This is a genomic window from Candidatus Erwinia haradaeae (genome assembly GCF_900698955.1).
In the GTDB taxonomy this organism is placed as follows: Bacteria; Pseudomonadota; Gammaproteobacteria; order Enterobacterales; family Enterobacteriaceae; genus Erwinia_E; species Erwinia_E haradaeae_G.
Genome location: NZ_LR217720.1, coordinates 604,325 through 629,892 on the forward strand (window position 1 = coordinate 604,325; position 25,568 = coordinate 629,892).

16 protein-coding genes and 2 pseudogenes are annotated in these 25,568 nt (G+C 36.8%); 16 read left to right on the plus strand and 2 right to left on the minus strand.

What is annotated here, in order from left to right:
* Positions 1 to 12: 12 nt before the first annotated feature.
* On the minus strand, positions 13 to 981 hold the full coding sequence (znuA, locus tag ERCILAFE3058_RS01930) for a zinc ABC transporter substrate-binding protein ZnuA (protein ID WP_157989781.1): 969 nt from the start codon (positions 979 to 981) through the stop codon (positions 13 to 15).
* Between the two features lie 73 nt (positions 982 to 1,054).
* Between znuA and znuC the strand changes: the two genes are divergently transcribed.
* The 14 genes and pseudogenes from znuC to lpxC all read left to right on the plus strand — a co-directional run bounded on the left by znuC (position 1,055) and on the right by lpxC (position 21,118).
* Positions 1,055 to 1,774: a zinc ABC transporter ATP-binding protein ZnuC gene (znuC, locus tag ERCILAFE3058_RS01935; RefSeq protein ID WP_157990067.1), complete on the plus strand. Its 720-nt coding sequence runs from the start codon at positions 1,055 to 1,057 to the stop codon at positions 1,772 to 1,774.
* A 34-nt stretch (positions 1,775 to 1,808) separates the two neighbouring features.
* On the plus strand, positions 1,809 to 2,594 hold the full coding sequence (gene znuB, locus ERCILAFE3058_RS01940) for a zinc ABC transporter permease subunit ZnuB (RefSeq protein WP_157989782.1): 786 nt from the start codon (positions 1,809 to 1,811) through the stop codon (positions 2,592 to 2,594).
* Positions 2,595 to 4,964: 2,370 nt separating this feature from the next.
* On the plus strand, positions 4,965 to 6,716 hold the full coding sequence (ftsI, locus tag ERCILAFE3058_RS01945) for a peptidoglycan glycosyltransferase FtsI (RefSeq protein WP_157989783.1): 1,752 nt from the start codon (positions 4,965 to 4,967) through the stop codon (positions 6,714 to 6,716).
* A gap of 4 nt (positions 6,717 to 6,720) precedes the next feature.
* Entirely contained in the window at positions 6,721 to 8,205 is a 1,485-nt protein-coding gene (murE, locus tag ERCILAFE3058_RS01950; protein WP_157990068.1) for a UDP-N-acetylmuramoyl-L-alanyl-D-glutamate--2,6-diaminopimelate ligase, read from the plus strand.
* Positions 8,202 to 9,563: a UDP-N-acetylmuramoyl-tripeptide--D-alanyl-D-alanine ligase gene (murF, locus tag ERCILAFE3058_RS01955; RefSeq protein ID WP_157989784.1), complete on the plus strand. Its 1,362-nt coding sequence runs from the start codon at positions 8,202 to 8,204 to the stop codon at positions 9,561 to 9,563. Before murE ends, murF begins: the two co-directional genes overlap by 4 nt.
* Positions 9,557 to 10,639 (plus strand): phospho-N-acetylmuramoyl-pentapeptide-transferase, encoded by a 1,083-nt coding sequence (gene mraY, locus ERCILAFE3058_RS01960; RefSeq protein ID WP_157989785.1) that lies wholly within the window; start codon positions 9,557 to 9,559, stop codon positions 10,637 to 10,639. The genes murF and mraY overlap by 7 nt, the downstream gene beginning before the upstream one ends.
* A gap of 1 nt (position 10,640) precedes the next feature.
* On the plus strand, positions 10,641 to 11,957 hold the full coding sequence (gene murD / locus ERCILAFE3058_RS01965) for a UDP-N-acetylmuramoyl-L-alanine--D-glutamate ligase (RefSeq protein WP_157989786.1): 1,317 nt from the start codon (positions 10,641 to 10,643) through the stop codon (positions 11,955 to 11,957).
* Positions 11,957 to 13,168: a cell division protein FtsW gene (gene ftsW, locus ERCILAFE3058_RS01970; protein ID WP_157989787.1), complete on the plus strand. Its 1,212-nt coding sequence runs from the start codon at positions 11,957 to 11,959 to the stop codon at positions 13,166 to 13,168. Before murD ends, ftsW begins: the two co-directional genes overlap by 1 nt.
* 3 nt (positions 13,169 to 13,171) lie before the next feature.
* Positions 13,172 to 14,229, plus strand: a pseudogene (murG, locus tag ERCILAFE3058_RS01975) (undecaprenyldiphospho-muramoylpentapeptide beta-N-acetylglucosaminyltransferase).
* 80 nt (positions 14,230 to 14,309) lie between these two features.
* Complete coding sequence (gene murC / locus ERCILAFE3058_RS01980) at positions 14,310 to 15,767, plus strand: UDP-N-acetylmuramate--L-alanine ligase (RefSeq protein WP_157990069.1); 1,458 nt, start codon at positions 14,310 to 14,312, stop codon at positions 15,765 to 15,767.
* A 17-nt stretch (positions 15,768 to 15,784) separates the two neighbouring features.
* Positions 15,785 to 16,705, plus strand: coding sequence for a D-alanine--D-alanine ligase (locus tag ERCILAFE3058_RS01985; protein ID WP_157989788.1), 921 nt, complete (start codon positions 15,785 to 15,787; stop codon positions 16,703 to 16,705).
* A gap of 905 nt (positions 16,706 to 17,610) precedes the next feature.
* Positions 17,611 to 18,867 carry a cell division protein FtsA gene (ftsA, locus tag ERCILAFE3058_RS01990; RefSeq protein ID WP_157989789.1) on the plus strand — a complete coding sequence of 419 codons (1,257 nt, stop codon included), beginning with the start codon at positions 17,611 to 17,613 and terminating at the stop codon, positions 18,865 to 18,867.
* A gap of 73 nt (positions 18,868 to 18,940) precedes the next feature.
* Positions 18,941 to 20,095, plus strand: a complete 1,155-nt coding sequence (ftsZ, locus tag ERCILAFE3058_RS01995) for a cell division protein FtsZ (RefSeq protein WP_157989790.1) — start codon at positions 18,941 to 18,943, stop codon at positions 20,093 to 20,095.
* 105 nt (positions 20,096 to 20,200) lie between these two features.
* Positions 20,201 to 21,118: a UDP-3-O-acyl-N-acetylglucosamine deacetylase gene (gene lpxC, locus ERCILAFE3058_RS02000; protein ID WP_157989791.1), complete on the plus strand. Its 918-nt coding sequence runs from the start codon at positions 20,201 to 20,203 to the stop codon at positions 21,116 to 21,118.
* A 14-nt stretch (positions 21,119 to 21,132) separates the two neighbouring features.
* Here the strand turns inward: lpxC and ERCILAFE3058_RS02005 are convergent, their stop codons facing one another.
* On the minus strand, positions 21,133 to 21,645 hold the full coding sequence (locus ERCILAFE3058_RS02005; protein WP_157989792.1) for a DUF721 domain-containing protein: 513 nt from the start codon (positions 21,643 to 21,645) through the stop codon (positions 21,133 to 21,135).
* Between the two features lie 633 nt (positions 21,646 to 22,278).
* On the opposite strand from ERCILAFE3058_RS02005, the pseudogene secA reads away from it, so the two are divergent.
* Positions 22,279 to 24,757, plus strand: a pseudogene (gene secA / locus ERCILAFE3058_RS02010) (preprotein translocase subunit SecA); the annotation flags it as partial.
* Positions 24,758 to 24,876: 119 nt separating this feature from the next.
* Positions 24,877 to 25,002, plus strand: coding sequence for an SEC-C metal-binding domain-containing protein (locus ERCILAFE3058_RS03545; RefSeq protein WP_414973855.1), 126 nt, complete (start codon positions 24,877 to 24,879; stop codon positions 25,000 to 25,002).
* The last annotated feature ends 566 nt before the right edge of the window (positions 25,003 to 25,568 follow it).

Genomic DNA, 25,568 nt, shown 5'->3' on the forward strand with positions numbered 1-25,568 from the left:
CCCTTCCTTGATTTAATCCCCCTTTAAACAGCTAGTATACTGATTGGATAGCTGTACAAGAAATTGCGCGTAACTATCTTTATTGAGAGCAATTCCTTCTCCAAGAGGATCTAATATACCCGAACGAGCATAAGTGCTCTGAGAAATAGCTTGAACGACCATCGGCTTAAACTGCGGCTCAGAAAAGACACATATTCCTTTGTGTGCGACAATTTGCATTTTAATGTGATGTAAACGCTTAGCTCCTGGTCGAATCTCTGGATTTATAGTAAAATAACCAATAGGACTAAGACCATAATACTTTTCAAAATATGCATAAGCATCATGAAAAACGAAGTATCCTGTATCTTTAAAGGGAGCAAGTTGTTTATAAATTTTATTATTGGCTGCTAATATTGTAGATTGAAAATAGTGCAAATTAGCATCTAATTTATCTTGATTGATAGGCATTCGTTGTAATAATCGTGCATGGATAGCAATAGCTGTTTTTTTCGCAATTTCTGGAGACATCCACAGGTGCATATTATATTCACCATGATGAGTGTAATCTGTTTTGTTGATGATATCTGAGCTATTTTGTTCGATTGTATTTCTATGTATATTTCCTGATTTTGGATGTGATACGCTCTTTAAAAGTAGTGATTGCACACCTGGTATCTGGTCTATTTGAATATTATTATGTAGTGTATGTGCATGTGACATTGACTTATGCATAAATGCTTCCATGTCAGGCCCAACCCAAACAACTAATTCTGCCTCTTTAAGATTCTTGACGTCTGAGGGACGTAATGCGTAGTTATGTACAGATGCACCATCTGGTAGAAGGATTGCGACTGATGTAATACCATCAGCAATAGTTGCAGCAATAAAACCTATTGGTTTCACCGAAGCGACAATCGTCGCCTGAGTTGGAAGAGGTACAAATCCTATCATGGTCATTCCAACTACAATAAATATTTTATGCAAACTGACATGTAACATTGTGATACATTCCATTCTAATAGACTATACTGATCATCTTCTCACATGTAAAATTTTTATAATTATAATGAATATATCCACTTTAATTACAATGAAGCAAGTTTCCGTGAAGCTTGGTCAAAATTTAATACTGAATAATATTTCACTCAACCTACAATCTGGAAAAATATTAACACTACTCGGGCCAAATGGAGCGGGTAAATCAACACTAGTACGAGTGGTGTTAGGGCTAATTACACCAACTTCCGGAACTGTAAAACGATTATCGAAGTTTTGTATTGGTTATGTTCCACAAAAAATGTTGCTAGATGTTACTCTTCCTTTGAGCGTAGGCCGATTTATGCATTTGCGCCCAGAAGTGAAACAAAGCGACATTCTTCCTGCATTAAAACGCGTGCGCGCAGAACATCTACTGAAATTTCCGCTCCAAAAATTATCCGGAGGTGAAATGCAACGGGTATTACTGGCTCGTGCATTACTAAATCACCCCAAACTATTAGTGCTTGATGAACCTACTCAGGGTATCGACATCAACTGTCAAATTACACTATATGATTTAATTGATCAGCTTCGACATGAACTAAAATGTGGCATTTTGATTGTCTCACATGATCTACATTTTGTGATGGCTAAAACTGATGAAGTGATCTGTCTAAATCAGCATATCTGTTGCTCTGGTACATCACAAGCAGTATCGCAACATCCAGAGTTTATATCCATGTTTGGCCATCTTGGGACAAGAAAACTAGCTATTTATCATCATAAAAACCACGCTCATCAGCGTGATGTATAAAGATCTATTATTCCATAACAGAGGTTAATCGATAATGATTGAGCTATTATTTCCTGGCTGGATCACCGGGATCTTACTAACAACAATAACTGGACCATTAGGATCATTTATTATTTGGCGGCGCATGTCTTATTTTGGTGACACCTTAGCGCATACTTCACTACTCGGTGTAGCGTGTGGGCTCTTATTAGATATTAACCCTTTTTACACAGTGATGATGATAACGCTATTATTAGCCTTGATATTAGTATGGCTTGAACGTTTTTCATATTTAGCGCTTGACACATTATTAGGCATCTTAGCTCATAGTGCTCTATCACTAGGATTAGTATTAGTTAGCCTTATGTCTAATATTCGTGTGGACTTAATTACATATCTTTTTGGTGATCTTTTAGCTATGACGTATAATGAATTATGGCGCATTATGATCGGTGTCATGCTTGTTTTATCTATTTTGATTTTGAATTGGCGTGCACTGCTTTCACTTACAGTACACTCTGAATTAGCACATGTTGACGGCATTAATATTCAAAGAACAAAAATAATTTTAATGCTTATTACTGCATTAACAATTGGCATATCTATGAAATTCGTAGGCGCCTTAATTATCACCTCTCTATTAATTATCCCCGCAGCCACTGCACGTCGATTTGCAAGCTCTCCTGAGCAAATGGCTATATTAGCAGTCATTATAGGTGCATTATCAGTCACTTTGGGGTTAATCTTTTCTGCATTCTATGATGCACCGGCAGGACCATCAGTGGTTTTAGGGTCAGCAATAATCTTTATGCTTAGTGTTATTAAAAAACAAAATATATAAACAATCATTAGTATGATAACTACCTTAGAGCTAGATAATAAAAGATGAGCGATGTATACAGTGTACTAAAAGATACATGCTTGTAAAGTTAAAATGTTCTGTAAGATTTGTCTCAATACCTTCACTCTTTTAACATACATAGAACTTCTATGCATCAACATTTTTAGCGATCAATGTTGTACTCCAAGCCATTTATGGTTTATGTAGATTCCAGTATACCCAATCGCATTCTAAACAGCTATCATCTCAACAAAACAATCATATAACTATATACAAATAATACTTAAATGTACTGTACCGAGAAAAAAAACACCATCGAATAGAAAAAGTATATAGGTGTCGTTATATAGTGTCACACCACACATGAGTAAGAATAATTTACTGTATCTTCTATGTACGTACGCCTAACGTTTTAATCAGAATACAGAAGTATTAATATATCTTATTTGATATGATTTACATACTATCAGGTGTATTTTGAAAATACAGTACCATTAATTAAAATCTACATAAGATATCTTAGATATATAGTTTAACATTATTTAGCACAAAAGACAGTCAGTACTATTGATAAATTCTGGAGGCACTCGTATAATATGATTAATTTCTTAATGAAAACATAAAGAATCGTAATGCCTTCTATTCTATATCACATGTAAGTAAAGCATCTTGTTTTCAACATACAATAAAAGTTTTAACTTTTAGCACTAAAGGATAGTTGTATTAATATATAACTTTAATATTGGTATTTCTGTTAAATTTTAACATATACAGTATTTGTCATAAAAAGATATTGCATAGTGCACATGTGCTAACTATATATTCTAACATATGCTAAGAAAATACAGTATATTTACTGTGTAAATATTACGCATATGCATGTATTGATGCGCTTTTACAAAAAATAACATACCATCGTTATAATAGGAAAATACGTATAAATTATACCCATTCTTAACTTTTCTTCAAGATATATCCAATCTATAAGTCTCTCTGAGTCGATTCTAAGGTAAACTCCAGGAATATCACATGTTTTTTCTATATTCGTTTGGAAAGATCTCTCTATTAAAAAATATTTTTTATTGTTTGTTTTCATGGGCAAATGGAATCTTTATAGATATATAATATGTTCTGATACATGAAGAGGTGTTAATTTGTATTTTAATAACTTGCAGCTCGAATTATAGGCGCAACATTTTACGTATTATCCACTTCTACTCATCTCTCAATACATAATGATACTTATAATTATATTAATAGTCATTCATCATATCTTGCGTGTGTTTTTAAAATAAATAATGATCATGTGATCTAAAAAATCACAAGACGAATATTATAAACAACCAATCAGCATTCATTTTACTGTCATTCAACTTGCTCTACTGATATAAAATATTATATTCTTATTATATGCTACCACGACCAATCTCAAATACTTCCATAAAATAATCGCAATGACTCTATCTTATCTGGACTACATCAAGCATTTATTCTGACTTCTATGCGAAATAACGCATAAAATACTCTATTAACTCATATTTGACAATAAAATATGTCAATGAATAGCTCTATCTGATGATATTATGGAATAGTTGTATGAAAAGTATATTGGAGATGCCAGTTTTATTAACAATAATCGATGTTTCTCTAAATGCCATACTTACCAACAACTAATAACTATCTGCATGAAATTGCAGATTAAAAAAATGCTCTGTCCATGCCTTATTAATACGATGTACAATATTTTTTACGAGCAAAATAATACTTATTATACTGCATATAATCTATTAATTATTGATTTTAAAGCACTGTATAAAAAGATTGCTAAATAAAATAGTTGTAACATAATTAAAATATCTTTATTCAATAATAAGCACCTTTCCAAACATTATACTTTTTCATGGATTTTACCCCTTAAACCTAATACAGGATAATCATTTATACAGCATATCGCTATCAAACATATTCAATCTCTAACACTCTCATCGATCACATGATAAATTTATACTATGTTACGACATAATAGGTGTCATGATAAACACCTTAATGTGCATCAAGATAGCCTTCGCGCATAAAAATCAACAATTCTTGTAATTAGAGTCTACTGTTAACTCTATTAAATAATATAGAATGGAATCATATAGATCGCATTATTTAGAAATAGATACGAAAATATATATTTAGTAGGGAAAATAAAATGATTTCTAATGCATGAAAAATCAATATTTAGCAAATCCCTCACATCTTTATAAGTTTTTACTCGCAAACATATATTAAATTTTATTATATCATAATTGAGGAATAGATGCACTATAATTAATAACATGGTTTTATATAACCATAGTTTCTAATAAAGGCGTCGCGCACAGGATGAAAAGCATAAACAATCAATACCATAAGAGGTTAAAACATAGGGAAATACAAAGTAGTTTTTCTTGCTGGCGTTTTACTTTTTTATTGAGTTGTATGTTCCTAGGAATGGCGGGATTACTATTACGAGTGGCCTGGTTGCAGGTCATGCATCCCGCACGCCTAGTACATGAGGGGGACTTACGATCACTACGTGTACAGGTGATCCCAACTTTACGCGGTATGATTAGTGATCGACACGGTCGTCCTCTAGCAGTTAGCGTGCCTGTACATGCTATCTTAGCTGACCCAAAAGAGTTGCATAAAAACGGTGAACTTATCTCCAATGATACTTGGAAAGCGCTAGCAGATGTGCTGTCAGTCCCAGTCTCTCAAATCACAGATCGTATCAATTCTAATCCAACGAGCCGATTTATCTATCTCGCACGTCAAGTTAATTCAGAAATTAGTGACTATATCCAAAAACTCAAAATCCCAGGTATTTTTCTGCGTGAAGAATCACGCAGATACTATCCTGCTGGACAAGTAACCTCACATTTGATTGGTGTGACTAACATTGACGGAGAAGGTATTGAAGGTATTGAAAAAAGTTTTAATCAATGGCTCACAGGACAACCCGGATCACGAATAGTACGTAAAGACCGCTTTGGAAAAGTTATTGAGGATATTACTTCTATAGATAGTCACGAAGCACATAATCTTATTTTAAGCATTGATGAAGAGATTCAAACACAGGTATATCGTGAGTTGCATAAAGGGGTATCGCTACATAAAGCTCAATCCGGTACAGCAGTGCTTCTTGATATTCATACTGGGGAGGTTTTAGCAATGGCAAATAGTCCAGCTTATAACCCGAACAATTTACATCGATCCACACAAGAGATGATGCGTAATAGAGCAATTACTGATATGTTTGAACCAGGTTCAACCGTGAAGCCTATGGTCATCATGGCTGCACTAAAAAACAGCATAGTTAGTGAAGATAGCATATTAAATACTGAACCATTCCAAATTCATGGGCATACCATTCAAGATGTAGCATACTATCATGAACTCACCCTCACAGGGGTGCTTCAAAAATCATCTAACGTTGGCGTGACTCGTTTAGCATTAGCCCTCCCTCCTCGTGCATTAGTTGACACTTACTCCAGTTTTGGATTAGGCAAAAGAACAAATTTAGGATTGATTGGAGAAAATAGGGGTATCTTCCCTCAAAAAAAACGCTGGTCTGATATAGAAAAAGCTGCGTTTTCTTTTGGTTATGGACTAATGGTGTCACCATTACAATTAGCAAGAGTATATGCCACATTCGGTAGTTATGGCATTTATCGTCCGTTATCAATCACTAAAGTAGCTTCTCCGGTAGAAGGACAGCGCATTTTCCCTGAACAGATAGTACGTACAGTATTGCATATGATGGAAAGTGTTTCACTTCCAGGGGGAAGCGGTGTTAAAGCAGCTATTAAAGGTTATCGTATTGCAATCAAAACAGGCACAGTAAAAAAGGTGGGATCCAACGGTAGATTTATTAACCGATACATTGCTTATGCTGCTGGAGTAGCCCCAGCTAGTAAACCTCGTTTTGCGCTAGTTGTTGTAGTCAACGATCCCCAATCCGGTCAATACTACGGTGGCGCGGTTTCAGCACCTATATTTAGTACTATTATGAGTGGTGTACTACGTACCATGCATATAGAGCCGGATATGAAAATGGAGTTTAATCCCAAAATAGGTAATAAAAAGAATGAATAACTTAATGCAAACTCGCAATTTGAGTTACCTATTAGCTCCATGGGTACCTCACACACCTCATCGTACATTACGGGAAATGAGATTAGATAGTCGTAGTGTATTGTTAGATGATTTATTTGTAGCCGTTCATGGACATTCAACTAATGGACATCATTTCATTTCACAGGCCATCAATCAAGGTGCGGCGGCAGTTATTGCTGAAACCACCGAGAAAAGAAATCACGGTAAGATTAATCACATACAAGGTATCCCTGTTATTTACATAATGAATCTCTCTCATTGCCTATCAGCAATTGCGGGGCGTTTTTATCAAAATCCTAGTCAAAAACTTACGCTCATTGGTGTCACTGGTACTAATGGAAAAACTACTACCACTCATCTATTAGCGCAATGGGTACAACTTCTAGGTTATGCAAGCGCTGTTATGGGTACACTTGGTAATGGTCTATATGGAAAGCTATGGCTTACTAAGAATACCACTGATTCTGCAGTAGATGTACAACGAACACTGCGCTCTCTCTTTAATCATGGCGCACAACTTGTAGGAATGGAAGTTTCTTCACATGCCCTTACACAACATCGTGTAGCAGCTATACATTTTGCAGCAGTAGCTTTTACTAATCTCAGCCATGATCACCTAGATTATCATGAAAATATGCAAAACTATGAATATAGCAAGTGGAAACTTTTTTCTCAACATCAAGTGGGACAAATTATCATCAACAGTGACAATCCCGTTGGGAATAAATGGCTAAAGATGCTACCAAGTGCGGTATATGTTACTACAAAGAGTGATAAAGTGAAAGGCTTTAAAAAATGGTTACAAGCAATAAAAATTACCTACTACGATGATGGTGCTAGTGTGTATTTTAATTCTAGTTGGGGGAATGGATGTATTGATACTAATCTCATAGGATCATTTAATATTAGCAATCTCTGTATTAGTCTAGCTACGTTACTATCTCTAGAATATCCATTAGATATGCTAATTAATACTGCTGGACAATTACAACCTATTACAGGTCGTATGCAAACTTTCAGTGTCCTTAATAAACCCAAGGTAGTAGTAGATTATGCTCATACACCTGATGCATTAGAAAAGGTATTAATAGCACTACGCCATTACTGCAAGGGAGCATTATGGTGTGTATTTGGCTGCGGTGGTGACCGTGATAAAGGTAAGCGCCCTTTAATGGGGAAAATTGCTGAACAGCTTGCTGATATTATAGTCATTACTAGCGATAATCCGCGTAATGAAGATCCATATCACATTACTGATGAGATATTAAGCGGCCTACTGACTCCAGGATCTGCATACGTAATGATAGATCGTACGCAGGCAATAAGTTATGCCATAAGACAAGCACAATTACATGATGTGGTCCTAATTGCAGGTAAGGGAAGTGAAAACTATCAAATCTTCAGCACACAAAATGTTAGCTACTCTGACTTAAATTTAGTCTTACATCTTTTAAGGACACTAAATTGATTCCAATCACATTAAAGCAGTTAGCGGAGATTACTAAAGGAACTTTATATGGTTCTGACACTACAGTTTTTAATATTAGCACCGATACGCGTCAAATACAAGCAGGGAACTTATTTATGGCCTTACAGGGTAAAAACCATGATGCACATAAATTTATCTCCTCTGCTATCTCTGCAGGGTGCTCTAGCCTAGTAGTTAGTAAGAGGCTGCACTTACCTATCTCGCATGTAGTAGTCAATAATACACGTATTGCACTAGGTGTTATAGCCCAATGGGTCCGCCAACAATCTAACGCAAAGGTTGTTGCCATTACCGGGTCGTCTGGAAAAACATCGGTAAAAGAAATGACCGCTTCTATTCTACATCATTGCGGTAATGTATTAGCTACTGCTGATACTCTCAATAATGATATTGGTGTACCAATAACATTACTACGCCTTTGCCGCGCACACCAGTACGCTGTTATTGAACTAGGTGCTAACCATCCAGGAGAGTTATCCTATATTTCTTCATTAGCACAACCAGAAAGCGTTTTGATTAATAATCTATCTGCTGCGCACTTAGAGGGATTTGGCTCTCTCACAGGCTTATCTAAGGCCAAGGGGGAAGTTTTACAGACTTTGCCACCAAAAGGCACAGCTATTATTAATAACGACAGCAATGATTTACCAATATGGAAAAATGCCCTTAAAGGCAAGAATATTTGGCGCTTCTCATCAAACCACATCAAAATGTGTGACTTTTACGTATCATGTATAACTCGCACGCAACTTAGCACACACTTTAATCTTCATACACCGCAGGGTTGTATAGCAGTAATGATACCGTTTTTTGGACAGCATCATATTTCTAATGCAGTGGCTGCAAGTGCATTAGCGCTATCTATTGGTGCACCACTACATGCAATCCCACAAGGATTAAAGAATCTACAAGCAATACCTGGGCGCCTGTTTCCCATACCACTTACAAAACATAAATTACTCATAGATGACAGTTATAATGCAAACATGGGATCCATGACTACAGCTGTCAAAGTACTTGCAGATAGACCGGGATATCGTGTCATGATTGTTGGTAATATGAAAGAAATGGGTGATCATGCCACTGCATACCATAGTCAAATAGGTTGTATCATTCGCTATTCTGGGATCAATAAAGTCTTAAGTATAGGCTCCTTAGGACAGTATATTGCCCGTGAAAGTCATGTAGGCGAATGCTTTAAAGACCCGGAAACATTAAGTATAAGAGCACGCGAGTTACTGATACAACATCAAGATATTACTTTATTAGTTAAAGGTTCACGTGGTTCACATATGGAAAGAATAGTAAAACTTTTGCAGGAGAGCCATGCATGTTAATCTATCTAGCGCAAAATATAGGTATATTACATTCAAGATTTGACGTAATGTTCGATCTAATACTTCGTGCGACCCTCAGTCTATTCACTTCTTTTGTTATATGTTTGTGGTTGGGACCTTATATTATTACTCGCCTTCAAAAAATAGCTTGCAGCCAAGTTATACGTATTAATGGCCCACAAACTCATTTTCAAAAAAAGGGTACGCCAACTATGGGAGGGGTCATCATCCTCCTCGCTATAATCTTTTCAGTACTGCTTTGGGTAAAAATGTATAATGCATACGTTTGTTGTGTACTATTTATTCTAGTCAGTTACGGTGCTATTGGATTTATAGATGATTACAGAAAAATAATACATAATAATACTGTAGGATTACCTGCGCGTTGGAAGTACACTTTGCAATCAGTCATTGCTATAGCAATGTTTATTGTTATATATATCTCAGGAAGAGATATATACTCCACTGCGTTAGTCATACCATTTGTAAAATATGTCATACCACAAACTGGTATTTTATACCTGCTCCTAACCTATATTGTTATTGTTGGTACTAGTAATGCTGTAAATATTACTGATGGTTTAGATGGTTTAGCTATTATGTCCACAGTATTAATAGCCGCAGGTTTTGCACTCGTGGCGTTAGCAACAGGTAATATGCGATATGCTACATATCTGCATATACCTTATCTCAGATACGCCAGCGAACTGGTTGTGGTCTGTGCTTCCATTTGTGGAGCTGGATTGGGTTTTTTATGGTTTAACACCTATCCTGCACAAATCTTTATGGGGGATGTTGGCTCGTTAGCCCTAGGTGCTGCACTTGGTGTGATAGCAATATTGTTGTGTCAAGAATTTTTACTAATGATTATGGGCGGCGTATTTGTTATAGAAACACTTTCGGTAATCCTACAGGTTGGATCATTTAAATTACGCGGTCAGCGTATTTTTCGCATGGCTCCATTACATCATCATTATGAATTACAAGGTTGCCCTGAACCGCGAATTATTGTGCGATTGTGGATCACTTCACTCATACTAGTGCTGTTAGGTCTGATTAGTCTAAAGGTGCGATAGCATGGCGAACTATCAAGGGAAAAAAGTTATTATTATTGGTTTGGGTGTGACAGGTCTCTCATGTGTTGATTTTTTTATCAGACGTGGTGTCATGCCTCGCCTAATAGATACACGCCTTAAACCACCTGGTTTACATAAACTAGCTAGAAATATTCAGTACCATGTTGGAGGAATGAATGATGAATGGTTGTTAAGTTCTGATTTAATTATCAGCAGTCCTGGTATCTCCCTCATGCATCCATCTCTTATAACTGCTGCCAAAGCCGGAATTGAAATTATTGGTGATATTGAACTTTTTTGTCGTGAAACACAAACACCTATTGTTGCTATAACTGGCTCTAATGGAAAAAGCACGGTTACTTCTTTGGTTAGCACAATGGCGCAAACTGCAGGTTGGAGAGTAGGAAGTGGCGGTAATATTGGTTTACCCGCGCTCATGCTACTACAAAACCCAGCACAGCTGTACATACTCGAACTGTCTAGCTTTCAGCTTGAAACCACTTACAGCTTGACAGCAGATACCGCTGTTATCTTAAACGTTACTGAAGATCACATGGACCGCTATCCACAAGGCATGCAGCAATATTTTTGTGCTAAACAACGTATCTATAACCACGCTAAAACTTGTATCTTTAACGCTGATGATGCAATGACTATACCGGTGTATAATGGTCATGCATGTTACCGCAGCTTTGGTATAAAAAGTGGTGATTATCAATTAAAATACCATAAAAAAAATACTTGGCTGCAAGCGCAAGGGAGTATGATTTTGAATACTAATGATATGCAGATCACCGGGCAACATAACTTTACTAACGCTCTGGCTGCTCTTGCGATAGCAGATTCAATCAATTTACCACGAGAAATAAGTAAGCTAGTCTTAACGACATTTCGTGGCCTAGAGCATCGCTTTCAGTTAGTATATAAAAATAATGGTGTACGATGGATTAACGATTCTAAATCTACTAATGTTAACAGCGCGGTAGCGGCGCTCAAAAGCGCAAAGTGTACTGGAGTTTTATGGTTATTACTAGGAGGGGATGGCAAATTAGCTAATTTTACAGCTCTGAAAATATTTCTTCAAAAACCACATATTCGTCTTTATTGTTTTGGACGTGATGGCACAGCTCTATCGAAATTGCGCCCAGAAATAACAGTGCAAACTGAGACAATGACTGAAGCAATACTGCAAATTTCTGCTCAGACAAAACCTGGTGACTTAGTTCTATTAACACCAGCTTGTTCTAGTTTAGATCAATTTACTAGCTTTAAACAACGCGGAATGTTATTTTCCAAACTTGCACGCGAGGTTGGATAATGCAAATATCAACGATAAACTTAGTACATGGATTAACGCACATATGGGGAAAATGGCTAATATACCTCAAAACTGATGCTAAACAACCAACAACATTACTATATGATCGTACATTATTATGGCTAGCCTTTGGTTTAACCGGCATCGGTCTTGTCATGGTAACATCAGCCTCTATGCCAATCAGTCAGCGCTTATTAAAAGATCCTCTATTTTTTGCTAAGCGCGATGCGTTATATTTATTATTGTCATTAGGAATGGCGCGCATCACATTATGTCTTCCAGTAGATTTCTGGAAACGATCTAGTACTCTGATGTTACTAATAACTATCACGTTATTACTTTTAGTGCTAGTCATCGGTAACTCAATCAATGGTGCAATGCGCTGGATTTCGCTAGGACCAATTGGCATTCAGCCCGCAGAGTTATCTAAATTATCATTGTTCTGTTATCTTTCTAACTATTTAGTTAGAAAGGTTCATGAAGTTCGTAATAAATTCTGGGGTTTCTTAAAACCTATGGGTGTTATGTTATTATTGGCTATCTTATTACTAGCGCAACCAGACTTAGGCACTGTAGTGGTTCTTTTTGTGACCACGCTTGCTATACTATTTCTCAGTGGTGCGAAATTATGGCAGTTTCTAGCACTTATTGGTGTCGGTGTCTCTACTGTGAGCCTACTAATTATAACTGAACCATATCGTATGAAACGTCTCACTTCTGTCTGGAATCCCTGGGCTGATCCGTTTGGCAGCGGGTATCAACTGACTCAATCTTTAATGGCCTTTGGTCGAGGAGAGATATGGGGACAGGGACTAGGTAACTCAATACAAAAACTAGAATATTTACCAGAAGCACATACTGATTTCATCTTTTCTATTATTGGCGAAGAGCTGGGGTACATTGGTGTAGTCATAGGATTGATTATGCTATTCTTTATTTCCTTTCGTGCTATGTTAATCGGAAAAAACGCACTAGCAGTTCATCAATGTTTTTCAGGATTTCTTGCATCTGCAATTGGTGTTTGGTTTGGTTTTCAAACACTAGTAAATGTTGGAGCTGCCACGGGCATTCTACCAACTAAAGGCTTAACTTTTCCACTAATTAGCTATGGAGGATCTAGTCTTCTCATTATGTCAACAGCTATTGCAATTTTGTTACGCATCGATTATGAAATACGTCTAGCACAATCTCAAGCTTTTATAAGAGGGTAGGAAATGCATAAAAAAAAAATAATGATAATCTCCGGAGGAACCGGCGGACACATTTTTCCAGGGTTAGCTATAGCTGACTATCTAAGAGTATTAAACTGGGAAGTGCTTTGGCTAGGTACTTCTGAGAGAATGGAGTCTTATTTAGTCCCAAAGCATGATATTCAAATTCAATTTATCCATATCCGTGGACTACGCGGTCACAGCGTATTCACCGCTTTTACATTACCAATGCGTATTTTTTGTGCCTGGCGCCAAGCGCGGAAAGTTATAAAATCATGGTCTCCAGACGTAGTATTAGGCATGGGAGGTTATGTATCCGGTCCAGGCGGTTTAGCCGCATTGAGTTGTGGCGTACCTTTAATTCTGCATGAACAAAACAGTATTGCTGGATTAACCAATAAGTGGTTGGCTAAATTGCCAGTAAAGTTATACAAGCATTTCCAGGAGCATTTCCTGCCGCAGAAGTGGTGGGTAACCCAGTACGCATGGATCTGCTAGCGTTACCCGCACCATCTGTACGTTTTTCCGGACGTCAAGGGCCTATTCGCGTATTGGTTCTAGGTGGCAGTCAAGGTTCAAAGATATTGAATCAGACGATGCCACAAGTAGCAGAAAAGCTTGGGCAAACCATTGAGTTATGGCATCAAGTTGGTAAAGGAAAGCTCAATGCAGTTTGTGATCAATATCACAATATAAACTATAAATATTATAAAGTATCAGAATTTATTGATGATATAGCTAATGCTTATTCTTGGGCTGATATAGCGGTATGTAGATCAGGTGCCATGACTGTAAGTGAGTTGGCCATTGTGGGTCTACCAGCTATTTTTATACCATTCCAACATAAAGATCGTCATCAATACTGGAATGCGCTACAGCTAGTAACAGTCGGTGGCGCGATTATTTGTGAACAAAAACAATTCAACGCAGATATAATGGTAAAGACTTTATCGATCTTGGATCGCCAAATATTATTGAAGATGGCTAATCAAACCCGTTCTATGGCTATACCTAATGCGACAGAGCGCGTCTCTGCAATAATACAAAACACAGTCCGCTAATACCGCGACTATATATTTGATACAAAAAAGTGTGGTTGTGTCAACGTGCAGAATGAAAAACTGACTAGTAGGCTCCAATGATACATACTCAAAAACTAGATAAACTATGCGCTATTACTCCTGAAATGCGCAGGATACGGCATATTCATTTTGTAGGTATTGGTGGTGCAGGAATGAGCGGTATTGCTTTGATTCTTGCTAAAGAAGGGTATAAGATTAGTGGTTCAGAATTAGTTCCGAATACAGTGACGCAACACCTCAGAACTCTTGGTGTAACCATCTATTTTCATCACTGTTCTAAAAATATCACTGGTGCTGGCGTAGTAGTACTATCTAGCGCTATATCACAAGATAACCCAGAAATCACTGAAGCCCGTAAATTACGCATTCCGATTGTTCATCGCGCAAGAATGTTAGCAGAGATAATGCGCTTTCGATATGGTATTACTATTGCGGGTACACATGGGAAAACAACTACCACGGCCATGCTTGTAGAAATATATGAAAAAGGAGGACTAAATCCCACATTTGTAAATGGTGGAATCGTAAAATCAGTAGGTACACATGCTCAACTTGGTAGTAGTCGTTATCTTATTGTAGAAGCGGATGAAAGTGATGCTTCTTTTCTTCATTTGCAACCAATAATAACCATTGTCACTAATATTGAAGCTGATCACATGGATACATACCATGGTGATTTTAATAATCTTAAAGAAACTTTTCTTAATTTTTTACACAATCTTCCTTTTTATGGATTAGCTGTTCTATGTATTGACGATGCAGTGATTCGTGATTTAATACCAAAAATAAAACGTCAGATTCTCACGTATGGCTTCAGTAAAGATGCTGATGTGCAACTCCAACACTACCAACATCATGGAACACAAGGATACTTTACGCTTATTCGTCGCAACAAGCCTACAATGAAGGTCAGAATTAACACCCCAGGCTTACATAATGCTCTTAATGCTGCAGCAGCCATAGCAGTAGCCACTGAAGATAATATTAATGATCCAAATATCCTACATGCATTGCAAAATTTTCAAGGAGTTGAAAGACGTTTTGATCTCCTAGGTGAGTATTCCTTATATCAAATTACTGGCCGTGTAGGGACAGTCATTCTTCTTGAAGACTATGGGCATCATCCAAAAGAAATTGATGTTACTATACAAACTATACGCGCTAGTTGGCCCGATCGAAATCTTATTATGATTTTTCAACCACATCGTTATACTCGTACACGTGATTTATATTCTGATTTTACAAATATACTATCAAAAGTAGACCTATTAATCATGCTAGAGGTTTATTCTGCTGGTGAATCACCGATACAGGGAATAAATAGTGATACACTATGCAGTGATATCAGAAGTAGTAAAAAAATAGATCCTATTTTTATTTCTCACAACGAGACGTTACTCGCCAATCTTCTACCAAGATTAACTGGAAATGATCTAATTGTATTTCAGGGTGCGGGCAATATCGATACCATTGCCCGTATGTTATCTTTCCTGCTGCATGAGAGCAAGTTATCATGAGAAAAAAGAAGCAGTACATGGTTGAAAAAATAGCCGTCTTACTAGGTGGAAACTCTGCAGAACGTAATATTTCTCTATTATCGGGTCAAGAAGTTTTTCAAGCCCTACGGGATATCGGAATGGATGCTCAACCTGTAGATATACGAGATTTTCCAATACTTCAATTAAAAAAAGAAGGTTTTATGAAAGCTTTTATTGCACTACATGGACGTGGCGGTGAAGATGGTACCATTCAAGGTGTACTGGAATATCTCCAGATTCCTTACACTGGTAGCGGGATATTGGCTTCCGCTATTAGTATGGATAAATTACGTAGTAAATATATATGGAAAGGATATGGTCTGCCAGTTGCCCCCTTTGTAGCATTAAAATGGAGTAAAATAAATGGCGACCTAGATAAAAAATTAACAGAAAAAATTGAAACACTAGGACTGCCTGTATTTGTCAAACCAAATCGTGAGGGGTCTAGCATAGGTATTTCGCGCGTAAATAAAATATCAGATTTAAAAAAGGCGCTGACAAAAGCCTTTCGTTATGATCAAGAAGTATTAGTAGAAGCATTTCTCAGTGGTGCAGAATATACTGTGGGGATTCTGGGATCTCAAAGTCTACCGCCAATATGTATTCAATACTCTGAAGAATTCTATAACTATAATGCTAAATATATTTCCGATGGAACTCATTATCTATTACCATCAGGACTGAGCCTGGAAAAAGAAGCAGAATTACAATCATTAAGCCTAAGTGCATGGAATGCACTTGGATGTAGAGGTTGTGGACGCATTGATATCATTACAGGGAATGATGGAAAATTTTACCTTCTTGAGGTTAATACATCTCCGGGGATGACACAGAATAGTTTGATACCGCGCGCTGCTAAAAAGATAGGGATAAGTTTTTCAACACTAGTAAAAGACATTCTTAATCTATCTCACTAAACAATTTGCATACAGTGTTGTGCCTTAATTTACCTAAGGATATATCTAGGTTATCTTGCAAATACCCCTCTAAATGTCAGTATTTTACGCCAGGTACTAATTGAGTCTTCTATAAAAATTCACATAGGTGACTCTAGTATAATATAAAAAAGTTTACAAATTGTTAAGGATACTCTTAGAGATATACATGCTCATCTAATATCCAAAAGAATAGAATATTAATAATCATGTAAAAATTATATACAATTTAGAACCATCTAATTTAACGGCATGTGTTTGCGTCATACAACAAGTCATATATAAAAAAATGCAGTGCATATAGTATACTAACGATCTTATAGTTTTATGCATACCCTTATGACCTATGGTAAATAAATATTGTAAATATCATTTCAATACACTAAACCTTTCTTATACTATAAACTGGTATTATTAAAATAATGTTTCTATACGCAAATCATATATACTAGGCTAAAATACGATGCATACCGTAATAACGAGTCTACAGAGCCTCAATCTGATACATCATATCACTTATTGATATTGAAGATATTTTCTAGAAAGCATCAAGACTTGATGGTAACCTATCGTATTTATGATTTTACAAAACGGATATCATCGCAATCACTAACTGAAAAATAAAATATCCATCACTAAAAATATACACAAATTCTAGTATGAAATCAGTATATTCATATAGCATCAAATTATGATCCAGGTATACTAGACCTGAAAAGATCGCGTCATGTATATCAGTTTCTCATATCGAAGATGCAGGTAGAAAATCCATAAATTGTTAATTTATGCCTGTATGATAACCCGTTCGATAGTGGATTACCACACAGTTCTTATTATTAGGCAATGGCCTATAATGTATCATAGATTCAAATATAGGTTAAAATATAATGATTAAGGTCATGGATAGAAAACTGTTAGTGGGTCTTGAAATAGGAACAACCAAAGTTTCTCTTTTGGTGGGCGAGGTTCTACCTGATAGTACGCTGAGTATCATTGGATTTGGAACCTGCCAATCTCGAGGCATGGATAAAGGTGGCGTTAATAACCTTGAATTAGTAGTAAAATGTGTCCAACAAGCCATAGATCAAGCAGAATTAATGGCCGACTGTCAAATTGAATCAGTTTATCTAGCTCTCTCTGGACAACATGTGAGCTGTCAAAATGAAATAGGAATGGTTCCTATTTCAGAGGAAGAAGTAACACAAGAAGATGTTGATACTGTTGTACATACAGCTCAATCTGTCCGTGTACGCGATGAACACCGCGTCCTACATGTGATTCCACAAGAATATGCTATTGATTATCAGGAAGGTATTAAAAATCCAGTGGGTTTATCAGGTGTACGTATGCAGGCAAAAGTACATCTTATTACATGCCATAATGACATGGCAAAAAATATTGTTAAAGTTGTAGAACGCTGTGGATTAAAAGTAGATCAATTAATTTTTTCAGGTTTAGCATCAAGCTTATCAGTTTTAACAGAAGATGAACGTGAACTAGGAGTATGTATGGTAGATATTGGCGGGGGCACTATGGATATCGCTATATATACTAACGGTGCATTACGTTATAGTAAAGTGATCCCTTATGCCGGACATATAGTCACTAGTGATATCGCTTATGCCTTTGGGACGCCCCCCGCTGATGCAGAAGATATTAAGGTGCATCAGGGTTGCACACTAGACCCTACTATTTGCCAAGATGAAACTATTGAAGTGCCAAGCGTAGGAGGGCGTCCTCCGCGTAGCCTTCATCGCCAAAAACTCACGGAAATTATTGAACCACGCTACACAGAATTACTACATCTAGTTAATAATGAAATCCTTCAATTCCAGGAAACATTATCAAAAAATAGCATGAAATATTATCTTGCGGCAGGTGTTGTATTAACTGGGGGGGCTTCGCAGATTAACGGTCTCACCGATTGTGCTCAACGCATCTTTCATACACAGGTACGTATAGGATGCCCAACACATATATCTGGATTAGTAGAAACTGCACAAGGACCATGTTACTCAACGGTAGTAGGCTTGCTACATTACGGACATCATTATCGATTTAATCACAAAAAAAACACAGAGCCAAAAGCTTTTGTCAGTACTTTTTTTAAAAAAATGAACCGGTGGCTAAAAAAAGAGTTTTAATTTGTCTAGCAATGGGGTCATATTCTATATATTTGGTGATCTCTAAGCGGACGACATATAATGGAGTAATATTATGTTTGAACCCTTAGAATTAACAAATAATGCCGTCATTAAAGTAATTGGAATTGGCGGCGGTGGTGGAAATGCTGTAGAGCACATGATACAGGAGAAAATCGAAGGAGTAGAATTTTTTGCTATTAACACCGATGCACAAGCATTACGTAAAACAACTATTAGCCAGACAATTCAAATTGGTAACACTATTACCAAAGGTCTGGGGGCTGGAGCTAACCCAGAAATAGGACGAAATGCAGCCGAAGAAGATCGTGAAGCACTGAGTCAAATATTAGTAGGTGCTGACATGGTGTTTATCGCAGCAGGTATGGGCGGCGGCACCGGCACTGGTGCCGCCCCTATCGTTGCAGAGATAGCAAAAGAGCATGGGATTCTTACTGTAGCGGTTGTGACAAAACCATTTAATTTTGAAGGCAAAAAACGCATTTTATTTGCTGAACAAGGTATTATTGAACTTTCTAAATACGTTGACTCTTTAATTATCATTCCAAACGATAAATTACTAAAAGTTCTAGGAAGAGGTGTATCACTACTAGACGCATTTAGTGCAGCAAACGATGTATTAAAAGGATCAGTACAAGGCATTGCAGAACTGATTACCAGACCAGGGTTAATGAACGTTGATTTTGCTGATGTTCGCACTGTGATGTCTGAAATGGGCTATGCGATGATGGGGGCTGGGATAGCATGTGGTGAAGATCGTGCAGAAGAAGCGTCTGAAATGGCCATTTCTAGCCCATTACTGGAAGACATTGATCTCTCTGGAGCTCGTGGTGTCTTAGTTAATATCACTGCAGGGTTCGACTTACGTTTAGATGAATTTGAAACGATAGGTAATACTATTCGCGCATTTTCTGCAGATACCGCGACAGTAGTCATTGGGACATCCCTAGATCCTGAGATGAATGATACACTACGCGTAACAGTAGTAGCTACTGGTATTGGTGTTAACAAGGGCAATGATGTCAGCTTAGTAAACAATAGAAAGTCCATGCAAACTATTATGGACCATCGATATCAGAGACACGGTCTAGCCCCTCTATCCCTAGAAAAAGATAATACTATACCAACAGGAAACGAAAAGGAACAAAGATTGAACAAAGAACCAGACTATCTGGATATTCCAGCCTTTCTACGCCAGCAAGCAGACTAAGACTTATTAAGTTTACAGTATAAGAATTTAGTGCATGAGGTATAAATAAGATATTTATATATCATATAGTAAATGGTACTATGCCTAATTTTTCGAGATCACGAAATGATTAAACAACGGACATTAAAACGCATTGTACAGACAACTGGAGTCGGTCTACATACCGGCAAAAAAGTTACGCTGACCTTGCGTTGTGCGTTGGCTAATACTGGGGTGATCTACCGTCGTATTGACTTAAACCCCCCCGTTGATTTTCTAGCTGATGCAAAATCAGTACGTAATACTATGTTATGTACATGTTTAGTAAACGAGAATAATGTAAGAATTTCGACGGTAGAACATCTGAATGCCGCTCTAGCTGGATTGGGAATAGATAATATTGTAATAGAAGTTAACGCACCAGAAATTCCTATTATGGATGGTAGCGCGGCACCATTTATTTATTTGCTATTAGACGCCGGTATCGTAGAGCTTAGTAGTGCTAAAAAATTTATACGCATTACACAACCTGTCCGAGTCGAGGAGGGTGAAAAATGGGCAGAGTTTACACCTCATCATGGTTTTTCATTAGATTTTACTATTGACTTTAAGCATCCAGCAATTAATTCAAGTACACAACGCTATTACATGGATTTCTCTACGGAAGCATTTACATGTCAAATCAGTCGAGCACGTACTTTTGGTTTTATACACGACATAAAAACATTACAATATCATGGTCTTTGCCTAGGAGGTAGTTTTGATTGTGCAATAGTAGTAGATAACTATCGTGTATTAAATAAAGAAGGGCTGCGCTTTGAAGATGAATTCGTTCGCCATAAAGTACTGGATGCCATTGGAGATCTCTATATGTGTGGACATAACATAATTGGTGCTTTTACTGCATATAAATCTGGACATTCATTGAATAACAAACTTTTACAAGCAGTACTATCGCAGAAGGAGGCGTGGGAATGGACAACATTTGAAAATGAAGACGCCCTGCCTCTCGCTTTTAGAGAGGCTAATCTTCTTTTTGCATAAAGTGAAGTGAATCACTATGATGGATGAATCTTCTTTCTGCCACTAGCACACGATGCTAGTCGCTCCAAGGTATATTTTAGTTTATTAGAACTCTGACTTGCCACAATACGCAAATTATTTGCACTTTCCTGACTCAGTAATCTCAATGGAATATGTGTAATATCTGCATGAAAACTACTTGTTACTTGACCACACTGTACACCTATTTTAGAAGCCATAACGGGATTAATGCGAATATCAATCTCTCTTAAGGATGGAAGAATGTTTTCTTGGACTGCGGCTAGTAAATTAGATTGCTCGCATCGCAGAAACATTAAACTATTAGCATGAGCTGTTTCAATAACTAGAGTGCCTTGACGAAAGTTAGCCGCGCTACAAAAGGGACGTATTGTTTCAGGGAGCATTTCATGAAGTACATAATTGACCTGGATAAGCATTGTGGCGTGCTTATAAACATGTTGTAATACGCTTTTTTTCTGAACCTGGTTAAAAAAATCATTAATTAAATGTGGGCGACCATGGCGCATACATAAGCTCCAACATAACATAGTGATAAATAAATTCAATATTTAAAAAAGATAAAGAAAAAATATTTTTTCATCTAAAAATTACTATAAATTAATGGATATGCGTTTTAAAGCTACTCAAAACTTCGTTATAGTATACTAATGCTTCTATCATATGTATATGCATAAGCACCACGCAGTATGATGAAAGCTCCCATATCCATTGAATAATCTATTAGGATATAGGCGTAGTAGTATGCAAGATCTGGTATGCAAGCAATATATACGAAATATAGACGCCTTTTATGACAATTAAAGTTAAGATATGAAACCTGTGCATTGCACTATGTCTTGCAACACTCATAATCAATGTAACATTCTTAGTATATCAGATAATGGCATTCTATACACTAAGAGAGATGCACTTATGGACTAACAAAGTTCAAAAAAGAACATTAGGTGATTTATGCTATAAATTATGGTACTGCATAACAGCATCCATCCAATATATATTATTAAGCGATAATTTATTAAAAATTCTAAAATGCATGCTAAGCAATTATACGCTATGCACTCTTAAACTAAATATGCTTATTCAAGCTAGGCTTTTTAAGCATGTAATGTTTTCAAAGACTCTATGAGAAATCATTCATTATGTTTATCAAACTCTTAACGAAATTTTTCGGTAGTAGTAATGATCGTACACTACAACGCATGTATAAAATAGTAGATCGTATTAACAAAATAGAACCAGATTTTATTAAATTAACTGATAGTGAGTTAAAAACAAAAACAACTGAATTTCGCACAAGGATTAAAAAAGGCGAGAAGTTAAATGATGTAATGCCAGAAGCCTTTGCCACTGTACGAGAGGCTAGCAAACGTGTCTGTAATCTACGCCACTTTGATGTACAACTACTGGGTGGTATAGTGCTACATGATCGATGTATTGCTGAGATGCAAACGGGCGAAGGTAAAACATTAACCGCCACTCTTCCTGCGTACCTAAACGCCCTATCGGGTTATGGTGTCCACGTAGTCACGGTCAATGACTACTTAGCAAAACGAGATGCAGAAAATAATCGGTCTACCTTTGAGTTTCTAGGTCTTACAGTGGGCATAAATTTACCAGGTATGTCAACCGCGTCTAAATGTGCTGCTTATGCTGCTGACATTACTTATGGCACTAATCATGAGTATGGATTTGATTATCTACGCGATAATATGGTTTTTAGCTCAAACGAAAGAGTACAACGCACATTACACTACGCTCTTGTTGATGAAGTTGATTCTATACTTATTGATGAAGCACGTACTCCACTCATTATCTCTGGTCCCACTGAAAATAACTCTAACTTATATATTAAAATTAATGACATTATCCCTCAGCTGATACGTCAGGAAAAAGAAGATTCTGAAACCTTCAAAGGCAATGGTCATTTTTCAGTAGATGAAAAATCTCGACAAGTGCATCTAACTGAAAGAGGGCTTACCATGGTAGAACAGCTCATGGTAAGTGAAGGGGTTATTTCGGCAGGAGAGTCACTTTATTCACAAAGTAATATTATTATTATGCATCATGTAATCGCTGCACTACGTGCGCATACTCTCTTTATGTGTGATGTTGATTATATTGTAAAAAATAATGAAGTGCTTATTGTGGATGAACACACTGGACGCACTATGCCTGGGCGTCGTTGGTCTGATGGTCTACATCAGGCTATAGAAGCTAAAGAGGGCGTTGTTATTCAAAACGAAAACCAAACATTAGCGTCTATCACTTTCCAGAACTACTTCCGTTTATACACTAAACTAGCCGGTATGACTGGCACCGCAGATACTGAAGCCTTTGAATTTAGATCGATTTATAACTTAAACACTATTGTCATCCCGACTAACCGTCCCATGATCCGCATAGATCTACCAGATCTTGTTTATATGACTGAACAAGAAAAAATTACGGCAATGATTGATGATATTCGTGATCGTCAAAATAAAGGACAGCCAGTACTAGTTGGCAGTATTTCGATTGAAAAATCTGAAATTATCTCTCAAGCACTAACTCGTTCTGGTATTCCACATACAGTGCTTAATGCAAAATTTCACGCTCGTGAAGCTGCTATTATCGCACAGGCAGGTCAACCAGGTTCAGTCACTATCGCAACGAATATGGCAGGTCGGGGCACAGATATCGTGCTTGGCGGTAGGTGGCAGAATCCAGTAAATACACAGTCAGTAATACCTCACCAAACGATCGAAGACATAAAAATCTTATGGCAAAAACGCCATGATTTAGTATTAGAATCAGGTGGCCTTCATATCATTGGTACAGAGCGTCACGAAGCACGGCGTATCGACAACCAACTACGAGGTCGCTCTGGACGTCAAGGCGACCCAGGTTCCTCTCGCTTTTACTTATCCATGGACGATCCTCTCATGCGTATTTTTACGTCAGATCGCGTAATTAATATGATGCGCAAGTTAGGTATGAAACAAGGTGAAGCTATTCAGCATGCCTGGGTCACTCAAGCCATTTCGAATGCACAACGAAAAGTCGAAAACCGTAATTTCGATATTCGTAAACAGTTATTAGAATACGATGATGTAGCCAATGATCAAAGATGTGCGATTTATTCTCAACGTAATACATTACTAGATTCATCTAACATTTCGGATACCATTTTACACATACAAGAAGACGTGTATACAATGATCCTCGATAAATATATTCCAGTACCATCTATTAGCGATATGTGGAATATTGTTGACCTGCAACAAGAACTCACACAAAAATTTAATCTGCATTTCTCTATTTCTACATGGTTAACACAAGAACCTGATATCGATGATAAAACACTCCGTGTACGTATCATAGATGCAGCTAAAGATCAATATCAACGTAAAAAAGAGTTATGTGGCTATGACATAATATGTAGTATAGAGAAAAGCGTGATGCTACAAACGCTCGATTCATTATGGAAAGAGCATCTTGCTGCTATGGACCACCTACGACAGGGCATACACCTACGTGGTTACGCCCAAAAAGATCCTAAGCAAGAATATAAAAAAGAATCTTTCATGATGTTTGCTTCTATGTTGGAATCACTGAAATATGAAGTAGTCAAGACACTTCAGAGCATCGAGGCATCACAGATATTAAACCAGTGGGACCATCCGCAAAAAAACCTAAATCACCCAAAGATAGATATGATAACAAAAGAGAAAACAACGTTTCAGAACAGCAGTTCTACCATGGAAGTAACGCAATCTTTATATATCCAGAATAATAGATACCAAGAAGGACGAAATAATGCATGTCAATGTGGTTCAGGAAAAAAATATAAACAATGTTGTGGTGACCTCAGTGACAAAGAATAGTTTTTAAGAAACATGTCTAACATACTGTTATCACGACGTATTTTACTTAAAGTTAAATTCAGATAATTTAATTATATTTGTATCTCTTACTAACATCGAATAATCATTCGATCATGATGTATTCTGATAATAAAATAGTTTTTCTCTTCTACCCTATATGTTAGACATGAAAAATCATTCTTGCGCTTTAAATGACACTGTGATTTAATGAAAAAAGAAATACAATATGACGTGTAATAATATCTTCTAGTCTATTTGCACATATTATATAGAACATTAATAGCAATTTTATTACTGCATAAATACGTGATCCCTTTTTACGATTTCATCGTAAAAATGCACATGCGCGGGTCTAGTATATATCTTTATAGCCATAAAAAAAAAGCATTAAAAACATACCAAAAAGTATCTTACTATCAGATAGTATATCGCTTCTTGTCAAAAAGACAATACAGAATATTTAATCATCATGATGCTCAAATGCTTATCACATATTTTATATATAATTCAGAACATATGAATATATAATCGTTTCTACAGGTTATTAATTAAATCAAACCAAAGTC